A 15,140-nucleotide genomic window follows, 5' to 3' on the forward strand; every position below is an offset into this window, starting at 1 on the left:
TTCGCTTCTCAGCCCTTGGCCCTGCCCTGCAGGTAATGGCGGCGACACAGGGCCACATAGCGCTCGTTGCCGCCAATCTCTATCTGATCCCCTTCACGCACCAGCTGGCCATCCTGGTCCAGACGGGCGTTCATATGGGCCTTGTTGCCACACCAGCAAATGGTCTTCAGTTCTTCCAGCTTGTCGGCCAGGCAAAGCAGGTAGTGCGCCCCTTCAAACAGCTCGCCCCGGAAATCGGTCTTCAGGCCATAGGCCATCACCGGTATATCCAGCTCGTCCACGATACGGGCCAGCTGGTAGACCTGGGCCCGGGTCAGAAACTGGGCCTCGTCGAGAATAAGAACGTCAACCCGGTGCCGGCCACGACGGGCCTTGAGTAGCCTGAACAGATCACAGTCGCGGCTGAAGGTATCCACCTCCAGGCGCAACCCGACCCGGGCTTCGATCACCCCCACCCCGGCCCGGTCATCCAGCCGCGGCGTCATGGCGTAGGGGCTGAGCCCCCTTTCCCGGTAATTGAAGTGCGCCTGTATCAACTGGGTGGACTTGCCCGAGTTCATGGCCGCGTATTTATAGTGGAGAGAGGCCATTGCCTTGTAAGTTCCTTTGTTTCAGGGCCCAGCCTGCCAGTACCAGCATAAAGGCGATGGCCGCCGCCAGGAAGCCCATCGGCAACGAGGCGGTGTAGCCCAGGGCCAGATAGCCGGCCACGCTGACCAGGGCGATGGAAAGCGCATAGGGCAACTGGGTGACCACATGGTCGATATGGTGGCAGGAGGCCCCGGTGGAAGACAATATGGTGGTATCCGATATCGGCGAGCAATGATCGCCAAACACGGCTCCCGCCATCACCGCCGACATGCCCGGCAACAGCAGCTGGGCATCGATGGCCATGGTCATGTCGGCCGCAATGGGCAACATGACCCCGAAGGTACCCCAGCTGGTGCCGGTGGCAAAGGCCATCACCCCGGCCAGCAGAAAGAGTATGGCCGGCAACACGAACAGAGGAATGTTCTGTTGCACCAGGGAAGCCAGGTACTTGCCGGTTTCCAGCTCGGCGATAAGGCCGGCGATGGTCCAGGCAAACAACAGGATATAAATGGCCGGCAGCATTCCTTTCAGCCCGAGCTTCAGAACATGCCCCCAGACCGCCAGGGCAGCCCCGTGCCGGATCATGGCAACCGCACAGACCAGCACGCCGGCAACACCGCCCAGTACCAGGGAGCGACCCACATTGGTGTTTTCGAGGGCGGCCAGCACGGTGAAGGACAGGTTATTATCCGCCAGCGCCGCCGCCCCGGTGGCCAGCAGGGAAACCACGGTCACCAGGGTAAGGGTGCCGATTGCCAGCAGCAGATCGACGACCCGGCCGGGACTGTCGGCACTGTCGGCCACCCCGGGCGGTGTGCCTTTCGCCTGGTCGAACAGGACGCCGTCCAGCGCCTGCCGTTCATGATGGGCCATGGCCCCCAGATCCCAGCCGCCACGGATTACCAGCAAGACCATCAGCAGGGTAAAGACGGCGTAGAAATTCATCGCCCCCATGACGAGGAAGGCGCCCAGGGCGCTCTGTCCGGTCAGGCCATAGCTCGCCAGTATGCCGCCGACCAGGGCAATGATATAGGCCCCCCAGGAAGAGACCGGCATCAATACGCACACCGGGGCGGCGGTGGAGTCCAGCAAATAGGCGAGTTTGGCCCGGGAAATACGAAAACGATCGGTGACGGGCCGGCAAATGGTGCCCACTGAAAGACTATGGAAATAGTCATCGATAAAAAAGATGAACACCAGCAGACCCGTCATGATCTTCGCCTGACGGCGGCTTTTAATCCGCTCCTGAGCCCAGTGTGCAAACGCCAGCGTCGCGCCGGTATGGCTGAGCATGCTGATCATGCAGCCCAGCAACAGCAAGAACAGCAGGATATTTACATTCCATTCGTTCACGGCATTGTCGGACCAAAGCAGTGCCGCTACATTGCGGCTCAAATGAACCAGTGCATCGAGAGGATTGAATTGCTGCAACAGCAACACCCCCAGGACAATGCCGACCCCAAGGGAAAGCAGTACCCGCCGGGTAAAAATGGCCAGAATGATGGCCAGCAAGGGAGGCAGTAGCGACCAGAACGTCTGAACAAAAAGATGTGATTCCACGAGGACACCTGAATCTGAGTTGTCAACATCACCACCAGGAGCAGGAACCGATGTCAAGGCCGTCCCCTCTTTCCCAGCAGTAGCGCATCATGAAAACATTCATGACAGTATCAGCCCTTTCGGCACTGATCCCAACCAGACCATCGGATAAATGGCGTGGCTTCGGCATCTATTCCTTTCAACCAGGATAAACGGCATCACCCTGAGCTGGTTTACTGATAATAGACGCGCCTCTACGCAGGCAAGCCGGAGGATTTTACTGATAAAAAGCAAAAGATCAATATATTAAACCAAAATAATGAGATCTTTCGCTACCTTGGCACGCATAGCATATCTGTGCCATGCTGTTTTATGAAAAAATGCAGCTCGGTTCACAGGTTTTTGTTAAGTTCTGGCTCAGGCGATTGTCCCGCGACCGCTATTGCCATTGCCGAATAATGAAGCAGCCCTTTAATCACATTCTTGATTAGCGATTGATTTTTGCAAATTGCAAAGCCATATCCGTCAATATATGACGAGACAGGAATTGAAAAGAATGCGCCTGTTAAAGTCTGTATTAATTAACTTGCTTCATTTAAAATGAAGTTGTAAATTTAATTTATTACAGCATCGATAGAACACCACAGGTGAACCCAATGACCGAATTTTTGAAGACACTGCTCAACATTCGCAGCCTGCGTGCTGCTACCCGCGATCTGACTCTGGAACAACTGGAAGAAGGCTTGGCCAAACTGACTTCTATTGTAGAAGAACAGCGTGAAGCCAAAGCCGCCGAGCGCGCCGCCAATGAAGAGCGTGAGCGTAAACTGAAAGAGTTTGTCAGCAAGCTGGAGGCCGATGGCATCGATATTAACGATCTCATCGAGATGGCCGAGCCGAGCAAAAAAGCGGTCAGCGGCACTCGCAGCAAACGTCCCGCCAAATATCAATACGAGGACGATAACGGCGAATACAGAACCTGGACCGGTCAGGGACGCAAGCCCGCCGCCATCCAGAAAGCCATTGAGAGTGGCGAGAAAAAACTGGAAGACTTTCTGATCAAGTAATGCGATTCAAAAACAGGGCCTCCGGGCCCTGTTTTCATCCTCGCCTTGAATAATTAACAAGCAGATATCTACGGCGGCATCGCCGGATCTGTAGGCGCCCGTTTACGTGGCGCAAATGGGCGAACAGCATCAAGCCTCGAAACGTTGCACCATTTTTTCCCACCAGCGTGCCTGTGCGTGCCGGCTAAAGCGGCACCTACAGCGGCATCGCCGGATCTGTAGGCGCCCGTTCACGTGGCGGAAATGGGCGAACAGCATCAAGCCTCGAAACGTTGCACCATTTTTTCCCACCAGCTTGCCTGTGCGTACCGGCTAAAGCGGCACCTACAGCGGCATCGCCGGATCTGTAGGCGCCCGTTCACGTGGCGCAAAGGCGAACGGCGCAGATCCTGATATTCCAACGTCTGCTGGTGCCGGCATCCTGCCTTTATCAGGCCTGCTCCAGCAAGGGGTAAAGCCCCGCGTCCAGTCCGTTCAGCTTGAGTTCGTAAACCAGTGCCAGCTCCGCCCCGAGCCGGTCATCCGGCCAGCCACGCCGTTCCAGCCAGCACAGATAAGCCATGGGCAGCCGCAACAGCGGCCGGCCATGGTATTTGCCGAAGGGCATGGGTTTATTGATGATAAGCCGCAGCTCGGCCGCTGAGAACCCCATACTTTATATCCCGATACACGACAAGAGCGGCATCTTTCCGTCAGCCGGCAGCGGCCAGGCCGCGGTTGATTTGTGCCAGCACAGCGGCAGGATCATCGGCCTGGGTAATGGGGCGGCCGATGACCAGATAATCGCTGCCGGCAGCCAGGGCCTGCTCCGGGGTCATGATCCGGCGCTGATCACCCGCCTCGCTTCCCGCCGGGCGAATGCCTGGCGTCACCAGTTTGAAGTCCGGCCCCAGCTCGGCCTTCAGCAAGCTGGCCTCCTGGGCCGAACAGACCACGCCGTCCAGGCCCGCATCCCGGGTCAGGCGGGCCAGGGTCAGTACCTGCTCGGCGGGAGAGCGCAGTACCCCCACCTGGTGCAATTCTTCCCCCGTCATGCTGGTCAGCACGGTGACGGCGATAAGCAGCGGCGCCTTGTCCCCGTAAGGCTGCAGGGCCGCCTTGGCCGCCTGCATCATGCGCGGGCCACCGCTGGCATGGACGTTGACCATCCACACCCCGAGCTCGGCCGCCGCCGCCACCGCCTTGGCCACGGTATTGGGAATATCGTGGAATTTCAGATCGAGGAAGACATCGAAGCCGGCGTCCACCAGGGAGCGGACAAATTCCGGCCCGAACAGGGTGAACATCTCCTTGCCCACTTTCAGCCGGCAACTGGCCGGATCCAGCCTGGCCACCAGCGCCAGTGCCTCCTGCCGATCGGCGAAGTCGAGCGCTATCAGGATCTTGGGATCATGAATGTTTGAATCTTGCATGGGTTACCTTTTTTATCACGGGTCGTAAGGAGTGGGGGCTGAGCAGTAAGACGTTCTTTACTCGTCACGCCTCACGCCTCACCCCTCACGCCTCACCCCTCACGCCTCACCCTTTATTCGCCATCAAGTCCCCGCACCGGCTTGATGCTGCCCCACTGCTTGCAGGAGGGACATTGCCAGAATAAAGATTGGGAAGAGAAGCCGCATTGGCCACAGCGATGGCTGGGCTTGGCCTTGATCTGTTCGGCCACCAGCGACTTGAGCATTTCCAGGCTTTCCCGCGCCCTGCCCTGCTCGGCATTGGCCGCATGATAGGACATCAGCCGATGGAAGCCTTTCATGGTCGGATGACGTTGCAACTGGCGCAGCACCATCTGTTCGGCGCTAAGGGTTCCCTGGGTTTCACCGATCTTGTCGGCCAGCATCAGCACCGCGCTGGTGCCGCTGTCCTTGGCCACCCATTGCTCCAGCTGGCGGATGAACTCCTCCTCCCTGCCGAGCTCCCGGTAACAGCGCTGCAGCGCCGGCAGTACCTCGGAAATAAAGTCCGCATCCTGCTCGGTGACCCGGCTCAGGCACTGGATGGCCTGTGCCCACTCTGCCCCCGCCATATGAATATCCGCCAGGCGGATATTGGCCCTGACACAACCGGCATCCGCCTTGAGGGCCTTCTTGAACAGCGTGATCGCCGTCTTGGCATCCTGTTGCCGCCACTGCTGCTCGGCCAGTTCACAGTAGAAATGCCCCATGGGGGTCATCGCCTTGATGCCCTGGCGCTTCTTCAACCGTTCGGCAACGGCAATGGCCTTTTCCCACTCCCGCAACTGCTGATAGATCTGCATCAGCTGGCCCAAGGCCGCTTCTTCGTAATCCGGATCGTCTTTCAGCTCAACCAGGATATGCTCGGCCCGATCCAGCAGGCCTGCCGCCAGAAAGTCCCGGGCCAATTCCAGCATGGCCAGGTGGCGCTGTTCGGTCAACAGGTTGGGTCGGGCGATCAGGTTCTGATGGATGCGAATGGCCCGGTCAACTTCCCCCCGGGAGCGGAACAGATTACCGAGTGCCAGGTGGGTTTCTATGGTTTCACTGTCGACCTGCAACAGTTGAATAAAGAGATCGACCGCCTTGTCGGGCTCGTCGGAAAGCAGAAAATTCAACCCGGCAACGTATTGCCGGGAGAAGTGATTGGATTGTTGTTGAGCATCCTGCCGGACTCCCCTGCGCCCCATATACCAGCCATAGGCGGCAGCCACCGGAAGCAGCAGAAACAGCAATTCCAGCATGGGGCTCGTCAATCCTTAACGGGCAAGGCCCTGAGCTCTTCCAATTCCTTGTGTTGACGCTCGACTTTCTTGCGCAGCCCGCTGTTGTTCATCTTGAGGCGCAGCATCACCAGGCCGAATACCAGCCAGCCGATAAGAAAACCGGCCACGAAGACCACGGCCAGTAATGTGGAAAGACGGTATTCTCCCTGGGCCAGCAAATAATTGACCTGCACCAGTTGATCGTTTTGCGACCCCAGGGTCAGCCCTACCGCGAACAAGATAGCCAGGAATACCAGACCAATAATGATTTTCACCTTATCCTCTCAACTTCCTGATTTTGAGTGTTGGCATTATCCCGGAAAAGCGCTGATCCCGCCAGCCGGGCACGCATGAAAAGTGATATCGGACGGCACCGGTATGGCTCAGGACGGGTTCACCCGCTCCCGCAGCTCTTTTCCCGGTTTGAAATGAGGAACGTACTTGCCGGTCAATTCCACTTTTTCACCGGTCTTGGGGTTGCGGCCCTGGCGGGGGGCACGATAGTGCAATGAGAAACTGCCGAAACCGCGAATTTCGATGCGATCGCCGGTTTGCAGGGTCGAGGCCATTTGCTCGAGGATTTCCTTGATGGCGTTTTCCACTTCCTTGGCGGAAAGATGACCGTATTGCTCGGCCAAACGCTCAATCAGATCGGATTTGGTCATGATGTATGTCTCCTGAACACCAAATAAAAAGGGGGCGCGAAGGCCCCCTTTTGAATTCGGACAGGCTTATTCGCCTTTCGCCGCCTTGAAAGCTTCGGCCATGGCACTCAAACCAACTTCTTCTTGCTGTTGCTGGTTCAGGTTGTCCATAACGGCTTTCTCTTCAGCTTCGTCTTTCGCACGGATAGACAGGCTGACGGTACGGTTTTTGCGGTCAACGCCCATGAAACGCGCTTCGACTTCTTCACCCACGCTCAGTACGGTGGAGGCGTCTTCGATGCGGTCGCGGGAGATGTCGGCAACGCGGATGTAACCTTCCACGCCTTCTTCCAGCTCAACCACGGCGCCCTTGGCGTCAACGGCGGTGATGGTACCCTTAACGATAGCACCTTTCTTGTTGTCAGACAGGTACTTATTGAAAGGATCCTCGTCGATTTGCTTCACGCCCAGGCTGATGCGCTCACGCTCCGGATCGACCTGCAGCACCACGGCGTCGATTTCGTCGCCCTTCTTGAACTCACGAACGGCTTCTTCACCGTTGGCGTTCCAGGAGATGTCGGACAGGTGAACCAGGCCATCGATGCCGCCGTCCAGGCCGATGAAGATACCGAAGTCGGTGATGGACTTGATCTTGCCGGAAACACGGTCGCCCTTGTTGTGGGTTTCCGCGAACAGCTGCCAGGGGTTGGACTTGCACTGTTTCAGGCCCAGGGAGATACGACGACGCTCTTCGTCGATGTCCAGCACCATCACGTCTACGTTGTCGCCAACGGAAACCACCTTGGACGGGTGGATGTTCTTGTTGGTCCAGTCCATTTCGGACACGTGTACCAGGCCTTCAACGCCTTCTTCGATCTCAACGAAGCAGCCGTAGTCGGTCAGGTTGGTCACGCGGCCGGACAGGCGGGTGCCTTCCGGATAGCGGTTGGCGATATCCACCCAGGGATCGGCGCCCAGTTGCTTCAGACCCAGAGACACACGGGTACGCTCGCGGTCGAACTTCAGCACCTTGACGTTGATCTCGTCGCCCACGTTCACGATCTCGGAAGGATGCTTGACGCGCTTCCAGGCCATGTCGGTGATGTGCAGCAGGCCGTCTACGCCGCCCAGGTCCACGAAGGCGCCGTAGTCGGTCAGGTTCTTGACGATACCCTTGACTTCCTGGCCTTCCTGCAGGTTTTCGAGCAGCTGCTCGCGCTCAACGCTGTTCTCGGTTTCGATCACGGCGCGGCGGGAAACCACCACGTTGTTGCGCTTCTGGTCCAGCTTGATGACTTTGAACTCAAGCTCTTTGCCTTCCAGATGCAGGGTGTCACGTACCGGACGCACGTCAACCAGAGAACCGGGCAGGAAGGCACGGATGCTGTTCACTTCTACGGTGAAGCCGCCTTTGACCTTGCCGTTGATGATACCAACAACGGTTTCCTGATCTTCGTAGGCTTTTTCCAGTTGCAGCCAGGCTTCGTGGCGCTTGGCTTTTTCACGGGAAAGCAGAGTCTCGCCGAAACCGTCTTCTACCGCGTCCAGCGCGACATCGACGCTGTCGCCAACGCTGATTTCCAGCTCGCCCTGGGCGTTCTTGAACTGCTCGGCGGGAATGGCGGATTCGGATTTCAGGCCGGCGTCAACCAGAACGATGCCGTTCTCGATGGCAACAACGGTGCCCTTGACGATGGAACCGGGACGGGTTTCGAGTTCTTTCAGAGACTCTTCAAAGAGTTGAGCAAAAGATTCAGTCATGTTTAATGAATACACTGTTAAGGTTGAACATCCACGGGGCAATCCGGCACCGGTGGGGTGATTAACATTCTCCCGTCTCTGTCCTTGAGGCGGGCATTGCCAAATCGCTTCAGCGACCAAGAATAACCTTAGTATGACTCAATACTTTGTCCAGCACCTCGGCGATGGACAGGTGGGTCGAGTCGATAACCAGGGCGTCATCGGCGGCTTTGAGGGGCGCCACGCTCCGGTTTCGGTCCCGGTCGTCACGCGCCTGAATTTCGCTTAAAAGGCGGTCAAAGCTAACATCAAACCCCTTATCTTGCAACTGTTTAAGCCGCCTCTGCGCCCTTTCCTCGGCACTGGCGTCGAGGAAGATCTTGACCTGGGCATCGGGGAACACCACCGTGCCCATGTCCCGCCCGTCGGCAATCAGCCCGGGTTTGGCCCGGAAGGCCCGCTGGCGTCGCAACAGGGCCTCGCGCACCCGGGGAAAGGCGGCGACCTTGCTCGCCGCTTCGCCCACCTGCTCGGTGCGGATGGAACGGGACACGTCCTCCCCTTCCAGGATGGTTTTGATCTGCCCGTCCACCACCGGAAACTGCACATCCAGATGGGCCGCCAGGGGCATAAGACCGGTTTCATCATCCAGCGCCACATTGTGATGCAGTGCCGCCAGCGCCAGCACGCGGTAGATGGCGCCGGAGTCCAGCAAATGCCATTCCAGTTTTTCGGCCAGCAACTGACAAAGCGTTCCCTTGCCGGCTCCGCCCGGGCCATCGACGGTGATGACGGGAGCTAGTTCAGACATTGCATCCTCCACTCAATCATGTATCTGGGCACCTCGGGTGCCGCGCGGCCGGCATTATACCCGAGTTGGCGAACAAAGGCATAATTTACAATTGATTAACCTTTCGTCATTGCATATTGCGCCTATACCTGCAGGCCCATCCGCTTTACAATGGCCGCTATTTTTTGATGCATGAGACACGAAGAGGAACGCCATGAGCAGTGTTACCCGGATGGCAAACTCAAAACTGCCGACACCCTGGGGCACCTTTACCCTGGTCGGGTTCGAAGAAAAAGGCACAGGCAAGGATCATGCCGCCCTGGTGATGGGCGACGTGGCCGACGGCCAGCCGGTACTGGGCCGCATCCATTCCGAATGCCTGACCGGCGATGCCCTGTTCAGCCTGCGCTGTGACTGTGGCTTCCAACTGCAGGCGGCCATGGAAAAAATCGCCAAGGAAGGCCGGGGCGTGCTGCTCTATGTGCGTCAGGAAGGCCGCGGCATCGGCCTGCTCAACAAGATCCACGCCTACCACCTGCAGGATCAGGGCAAGGACACGGTAGAAGCCAACGTCGAGCTGGGGTTTGCCGCCGACATGCGCGACTACACCATCTGTGCCGACATGCTGCGCAGCCTGGGCGTCAAACAGCTCAGGCTGATGACCAATAACCCGCGCAAGGTCAAGGCGATGGAAAATTTCGGCATCGAAGTGGTGGAGCGGGTGCCGTTGCAGGAAGGCCGCAACCCCTTCAACGAGCATTATCTGGACACCAAGGCCGGCAAGCTGGGCCATATGCTGAAAGAGCAGGACTGAAGGTTCCTCTCCCCCGCCCCCTGAGTCATACCGGCCCCTGGCCGGTATCTTCTTGCTCGGATTCGCCGGTGTGCCGGCTCAGGTAATCCACCATCTGCGACAGCTGAGTGATGCTGGCAAAGTCGGCTTCCGGAATATGTATCTCCAGCTCCCGACCCAGCGCCTCAACCAGCCGCAGAAAATCCATCGAGTCCAGATCGAGTGCGTCTCTCATGTCTTCTCCCGGATCCAGCTGTGCGGTATCGGCATCCGGTGCTATGTCCCGAATGTGGCGACAGACCAGTTCGGTCAGCGCTTGCTTGTCTTTCATTCCAGTTGCTCCGGCTGTTGCAATAAGTTGTCTATCCGGTTAAGCAAACGGGCGCCCTCGTGACCGTCACTCACCCTGTGGTCGGCGGCCAGGCTGAAGCTGGCCTGGAGCATGGGCACTATGTTCTGCTGCTGTACCCAGGGAGCCAGACGCACCCGACCAATACCCAGCAGGGCCACTTGCGGCGGAAAGATCACCCCCTGAATGCGATCCACTCCCCGTTCCCCCAAACTGGACACGGTCACCGTCGCCTCCTGCAGTTCAGCGCTGCGCAGCCCCCCTTCCCGGGCCCGGATCACCTGATCCCGAAGGGCCGCCATCATTTGTGCCGCTCCCAGTAGGTGCGCGTCATGGATGGCCGGCACCACCAGCCCGCCCCGGCGCAGGTGGATGACGTTACCCAGGTGCACCCGGGGTTCGCTGTAATAGTGACCGTCCCGGTAAAAACCGTTGAAGCGGGGAAACTCGGCCAGTGCTCGAGCCAGGGCACAGTAGACAAGGGCATTGGCCAGCACCAGTTGTTCGGCGGGCTTGCCATGATTAAAGGCCGTGCACCAGGCCTGGGCCCGCGCCAGGGCAATATCCTGCTCCAGATAGTAATGGGGGATCTCCCGCTTGGAGCGACTCACCACATCGGCAATGGCCTGGCGCATCCGCGGCTCCGCTTCCTGCGGCTTTGACGATGACGCCAACGCCTCGATATCCGCCAGCACCAGGGCGCCATCGGGTCCACTGCCGGGTCCCAGACCACGCCAGTCGATGCCCAGCTGGCCGGCCCGCTGGCGGGCCGCCGGCGAAATGCGAACGGATCTCCCGGCAGCCGCCGGCCTGGTCGGTTCCGGCTCAGGCATATTCGGTACCCGGGGTTCTCTGACCGTTTCCTCCTGTTCGGCATCACCACTCAGGCGCAAGCGAGCGATGGGCTCACCCACCTGCAACGGCTCACCTATCGGTGCCAGTAGTGCCTCAACTACGCCTTCGTCAAAGACTTCCAGATCAATCAGTCCCTTCATGGTGTCGATGGTGGCGATCACATCGCCCCGGTGAACCGCATCCCCGGGTTTCACCCGCCATTCCGCCACCGTGCCCTTGGCCATGTCGGATCCGAAGGATGGCATGCTGATGGTTTTGATCATTTTCCCACCACCCTGATGGCGGCAGCCACTATGCCCTCGACCTGGGGGGTGGCCGCCAGCTCCAGATGCCGGGGATAAGGGATCGGTACCTCTCTGCTGCACACCCGCTGGGGCGGTGCATCCAGCGACCAGAAGCAATGCTCCGCCACCTGGGCGCAAATCTCGCCGGCCAGGCTGCCGGTGCGCCAGCCTTCGTCCACTACCAGCAGGCGCCGGGTCTTGTTGACCGAGGCAAACAGGGTGTCGAGATCCAGTGGACGCAGGCAGCGCAGATCGATCACCTCGGCGCTGATGTCCCGGCTTTGCAACAACTCGGCGGCGTCCAGTACCTTGGGCATGGAGCCACCGTAGCTGACCAGGCTGAGATCCGTCCCTTGCCGGCGCACCAGCGCCCGGTGCATGTCGGGGCACTGCTCCGCCGTGGGGGCCGGCCCCGTCATGTTGTAGAGCAGCACATGCTCAAACAGCAGCACAGGATCGGGATCCGCCAGGGCCATCGCCAGCATATAACGGGCATCGGCCAGGGTGGCCGGCGCCAGCACCTTGAGGCCGGGCACGTGGGCATACCAGTTTTCCAGACTGTGGGAATGCTGGGCCGCCAGCTGCCGGCCGGCGCCGCAGGCCATGCGGATCACCAGCGGCACCCCCAGCTGGCCACCGGACATGTGGCGCAGGGTGGCGGCATTGTTGACGATCTGATCCAGCGCCAACAGGCTGAAATTGACCGTCATCACCTCCACAATGGGCCGCATGCCCCCCAGCGCCGCGCCTATCCCGGCCCCGACAAACCCGGACTCGGACAAGGGCGTATCCCGCACCCGCTGCTCGCCAAATTCCTGCAGCAGCCCCTTGGTTACCGCATAGCAGCCGCCATAATGGCCCACGTCCTCGCCCATCAGGAATACCCGGGGATCCTGCCGAATGGCTTCCCGTATGGCTTCCCGCACCGCCTCACGGTAGCTGATGTCTGGCATATTCATGCTTCCGGCTCCTGATAGACGCCGCGGCACAGCTCCGACTCGGGCTCAAACACCGACTGCTCGGCAAAGGAAACAGCCTCATTCAACTCCAATCTGACCGCCTGCTCCAGTTGCTGCCACCGGGCGTCATCCAGCTCACCGCGCTGCTCAAGAAGTTTCCTGAGCTGCACAATGGGGCCCTTTTGCTGCCATTGCTCCACTTCATCCGGGGTACGGTAAAGCTGGGTATCAAACATGGAGTGACCGCGAAAACGGTAGGTCAGGCATTCCAGAAAGCGGGGCCCGCCCCCCTGACGAATGGCGTCACAAGACTCCCTGGCTGCCGCTTCCACCGCCGCCACCTGCATGCCGTCCACCTCGCGGGCGTCCAGGCCATAGCTGGCGGCCTTTCTGTAAATGTGCTGCTCCGACTCGGAGATGGCCAGGGCCGTGCCCATGGCGTAGCGGTTGTTCTCACACACGAACAGCACCGGCAGTTGCCACAGCTGGGCCAAATTGAGGCTTTCGTGAAATTCGCCTTCCGCCGCCGCCCCTTCACCGAAGAAGCAGCAGGTTACCCGGCGGCGGTTCTGCAGCTTGTCGGCCAATGCCAGTCCCACCGCCATCGGCAGGGCGCCGGCGACAATGGCATTGCCACCATAGAAACGTTTGTTCTTGTCGAAAATATGCATGGAGCCGCCCCGCCCCCGGCTGCTGCCCCCGACTTTGCCGAACATCTCCGCCATCACCGCTTTCATGTCCAGCCCCCGGGCCAGCGCATGGCCGTGCTCCCGGTAGGTAGCGATCACCGCATCTTCCGCCGTCAGCGCCTGCATCACGCCCACCGCCACTGCTTCTTCACCAATATAAAGATGCAGAAAACCGCGGATTTTTTCTTCCATATACAGCTCGGCGCAGCGCTCTTCAAAACGGCGAATGCGCAACATCGCCTGCAGCAACTGCAGCAAGTGACGGCTGTCCGGCCCGCTGCCGTCAGCTTCGGGGTGAGTGTTCATGACCATTGCCCTCATCGCTTTCCAGGGTGGAAATATCGCCCGGTGGCAAGCCCAGCTCGCGGGCCCGCAGCAGGCGGCGCATGATCTTGCCGCTGCGGGTCTTGGGCAGATTGTCCTTGATGGCGATCTCCCGGGGCGCCACCGCCGGGCCCAGGCGCTTTCTGGCATGAGCCATCAGACTTTTCAGCAAGTCCTCACCGGCCTCATAACCGGGTTTGAGCGCCACAAAGGCCTTCACCACTTCCCCGGCGACCACATCGGGAATACCAATGACCCCGGCTTCCGCCACTGCCGGGTGCTCGAGTAGCACGCTTTCCACCTCAAAGGGGCCGATCAGATGGCCGGAGGACTTGATCAGCTCCTTGCTGCGCCCCACAAACCAGTAGTAGCCGTCCTCATCCCGCCAGGCCAGATCGCCGCTCAGATACCAGTTGTCCCTGAAGCAGTTGCGGTAACGTTGCTCATCATGCAGATAGCCCCTGAACATGGACGGCCAGCCCGGCCTCAGCGCCAGCTCGCCCACCTGGCCGGGAGTGCTCAGCTCGGTGAGCCGCCCCTGGTCATCCACCCGGACTATGCCCGCCGTGATGCCCGGCAGCGGCTGTCCCATGGAGCCCGGCTTCACCGGCTCGGATGCAAAATTGGCCAGCATGATGCCGCCGGTTTCGGTCTGCCACCAGTTGTCGTGAAAGGGCATGCCAAATAGCCGCTTCCCCCAGACCACCGCCTCGGGATTGAGCGGCTCGCCGACGCTGGCCAGAAAACGCAGCGCCCCCAGATCATAACGGGCCACCAGCTCGTCACCGGCTTTCATCAGCATGCGAATGGCGGTGGGTGCCGTATACCAGACATTGACCTTTTCGTCGGCCAGGATCCGGTACCAGCGCTCGGGATCGAACTCCGCCTCGTCCACGACCAGGGTGACCCGGTTGCACAAGGGGGCAATCACGCCATAACTGGTGCCGGTAACCCAGCCCGGATCCGCCGTGCACCAGTAAATGTCGCCGGGATGCAGATCCAGCGCGCACCAGGCGGAATAACTGTGATGCACCACCGCCTCATGCACATGCAGAGCGCCCTTGGGCAGGCCGGTGGTGCCGCTGGTAAAATGCAGCAGGGCCGGGTCTTCAGGCTGCGTCGGGCAGATGTGAAAGGTGTCGGCGGCCCCCGCCAGAGCGGAGTCCAGATCCAGGCAGCCGGCGGGGCAGTCGCCGTGGCAGTCGTAGAGCAACACCTGCCCAAGCTGGGGCAGCTCGCTGCGCCAGGGCGCGACTTTTTTCAGGTAGAGACGGGCGCTGCTGATCAATACCCTGGCATTGCCAATCTCCATACGGGAACGAATGGGCTCGGGGCCAAAGGCGGAAAACAGCGGGCAAAACACGGCGCCGGCTTTCAGGCTGCCCAGCAAGGCGGCATACAGCTGGGGCGTGCGCCCGCACAGGCTGAACACGGTTTCTCCCTTGACGACTCCCAGGCTGGCCAGCAGGCTGGCAAAGCGGTTGCTGAGCCCCTGCAATTCACGGTAACTGAAGGTGCGCCGCTCCCCCTGTTTGCTCAGCCAGACAAGCGACGTCTGCTCGCCCTGCCCCTCCAGCACATGGCGATCCAGCGCCTCAAAGGCGATGTTGATGCCCCCCTCATGGCCCTTGATCCTGGCTTGGGCCTGCTGCCAGTGAAACTGACGACAGCCTTGCCGGTAGTCCGGCAGATTGGGTCTGACGCCGGACGGCTCCGGTGTCTTGGTGATGATTTCAAAGCCCATGCGAGCCTCCTGCTTGCCGGTGGCTTTACGGGTGGCAGAGCGGGTGACCGAATGAT

At 59.8% G+C, this 15,140-nt stretch carries 16 protein-coding genes and 1 riboswitch; of the genes, 2 read left to right on the top strand and 14 right to left on the bottom strand.

Translation table 11 applies throughout. The annotated features are described in order from the left end of the window. Positions 1-8 precede the first annotated feature (8 nt). Complete coding sequence (locus AN401_RS10110; RefSeq protein ID WP_096779259.1) at positions 9-590, bottom strand: thymidine kinase; 582 nt, start codon at positions 588-590, stop codon at positions 9-11. Further along, positions 571-2,151, bottom strand: a complete 1,581-nt coding sequence (locus tag AN401_RS10115; RefSeq protein WP_157772230.1) for a Na+/H+ antiporter NhaC family protein — start codon at positions 2,149-2,151, stop codon at positions 571-573. Before AN401_RS10115 ends, AN401_RS10110 begins: the two co-directional genes overlap by 20 nt. Positions 2,152-2,223: 72 nt before the next feature. Beyond that, positions 2,224-2,395, bottom strand: a riboswitch (Lysine riboswitch). A 391-nt stretch (positions 2,396-2,786) separates the two neighbouring features. On the opposite strand from AN401_RS10115, the gene AN401_RS10120 reads away from it, so the two are divergent. Then, entirely contained in the window at positions 2,787-3,197 is a 411-nt protein-coding gene (locus tag AN401_RS10120; RefSeq protein WP_094038114.1) for an H-NS family histone-like protein, read from the top strand. A 430-nt stretch (positions 3,198-3,627) separates the two neighbouring features. Here the strand turns inward: AN401_RS10120 and AN401_RS10125 are convergent, their stop codons facing one another. From AN401_RS10125 to cmk, 7 genes are all read right to left on the bottom strand, one after another. Then, complete coding sequence (locus AN401_RS10125; protein WP_094038113.1) at positions 3,628-3,849, bottom strand: DUF3820 family protein; 222 nt, start codon at positions 3,847-3,849, stop codon at positions 3,628-3,630. Between the two features lie 40 nt (positions 3,850-3,889). Further along, positions 3,890-4,594 (bottom strand): orotidine-5'-phosphate decarboxylase, encoded by a 705-nt coding sequence (gene pyrF / locus AN401_RS10130; protein WP_176441971.1) that lies wholly within the window; start codon positions 4,592-4,594, stop codon positions 3,890-3,892. Positions 4,595-4,722: 128 nt separating this feature from the next. Then, entirely contained in the window at positions 4,723-5,892 is a 1,170-nt protein-coding gene (lapB, locus tag AN401_RS10135) for a lipopolysaccharide assembly protein LapB (RefSeq protein WP_094038111.1), read from the bottom strand. An 8-nt stretch (positions 5,893-5,900) separates the two neighbouring features. Beyond that, positions 5,901-6,188, bottom strand: coding sequence for a LapA family protein (locus AN401_RS10140; protein WP_096779261.1), 288 nt, complete (start codon positions 6,186-6,188; stop codon positions 5,901-5,903). Positions 6,189-6,296: 108 nt separating this feature from the next. Then, positions 6,297-6,581 (bottom strand): integration host factor subunit beta, encoded by a 285-nt coding sequence (gene ihfB, locus AN401_RS10145; RefSeq protein WP_303396171.1) that lies wholly within the window; start codon positions 6,579-6,581, stop codon positions 6,297-6,299. A 63-nt stretch (positions 6,582-6,644) separates the two neighbouring features. Beyond that, the gene (rpsA, locus tag AN401_RS10150; protein ID WP_094038108.1) at positions 6,645-8,318 is read right to left on the bottom strand and encodes a 30S ribosomal protein S1; all 1,674 of its coding nucleotides are present in this window, start codon (positions 8,316-8,318) and stop codon (positions 6,645-6,647) included. A 109-nt stretch (positions 8,319-8,427) separates the two neighbouring features. Continuing rightward, positions 8,428-9,108, bottom strand: coding sequence for a (d)CMP kinase (gene cmk / locus AN401_RS10155; RefSeq protein ID WP_094038107.1), 681 nt, complete (start codon positions 9,106-9,108; stop codon positions 8,428-8,430). A 193-nt stretch (positions 9,109-9,301) separates the two neighbouring features. On the opposite strand from cmk, the gene ribA reads away from it, so the two are divergent. Beyond that, complete coding sequence (gene ribA, locus AN401_RS10160) at positions 9,302-9,901, top strand: GTP cyclohydrolase II (RefSeq protein ID WP_094038106.1); 600 nt, start codon at positions 9,302-9,304, stop codon at positions 9,899-9,901. Between the two features lie 25 nt (positions 9,902-9,926). Here ribA and AN401_RS10165 read toward each other — a convergent pair whose 3' ends face one another. From AN401_RS10165 to acsA, 5 genes are read right to left on the bottom strand one after another with little or no spacing between them, the layout of a single operon-like run. Continuing rightward, the gene (locus AN401_RS10165; RefSeq protein WP_096779262.1) at positions 9,927-10,211 is read right to left on the bottom strand and encodes an acyl carrier protein; all 285 of its coding nucleotides are present in this window, start codon (positions 10,209-10,211) and stop codon (positions 9,927-9,929) included. After that, positions 10,208-11,347: a dihydrolipoamide acetyltransferase family protein gene (locus tag AN401_RS10170; RefSeq protein WP_094038104.1), complete on the bottom strand. Its 1,140-nt coding sequence runs from the start codon at positions 11,345-11,347 to the stop codon at positions 10,208-10,210. Before AN401_RS10170 ends, AN401_RS10165 begins: the two co-directional genes overlap by 4 nt. Then, positions 11,344-12,327, bottom strand: a complete 984-nt coding sequence (locus AN401_RS10175; protein WP_198401713.1) for an alpha-ketoacid dehydrogenase subunit beta — start codon at positions 12,325-12,327, stop codon at positions 11,344-11,346. Before AN401_RS10175 ends, AN401_RS10170 begins: the two co-directional genes overlap by 4 nt. Continuing rightward, positions 12,324-13,322 (bottom strand): pyruvate dehydrogenase (acetyl-transferring) E1 component subunit alpha, encoded by a 999-nt coding sequence (pdhA, locus tag AN401_RS10180; RefSeq protein WP_094038103.1) that lies wholly within the window; start codon positions 13,320-13,322, stop codon positions 12,324-12,326. Before pdhA ends, AN401_RS10175 begins: the two co-directional genes overlap by 4 nt. After that, complete coding sequence (gene acsA, locus AN401_RS10185; protein ID WP_096779263.1) at positions 13,300-15,084, bottom strand: acetate--CoA ligase; 1,785 nt, start codon at positions 15,082-15,084, stop codon at positions 13,300-13,302. Before acsA ends, pdhA begins: the two co-directional genes overlap by 23 nt. Positions 15,085-15,140: the final 56 nt, after the last annotated feature.

The organism is Zobellella denitrificans, from assembly GCF_002407485.1.
Classification (GTDB): Bacteria; Pseudomonadota; Gammaproteobacteria; order Enterobacterales; family Aeromonadaceae; genus Oceanimonas; species Oceanimonas denitrificans.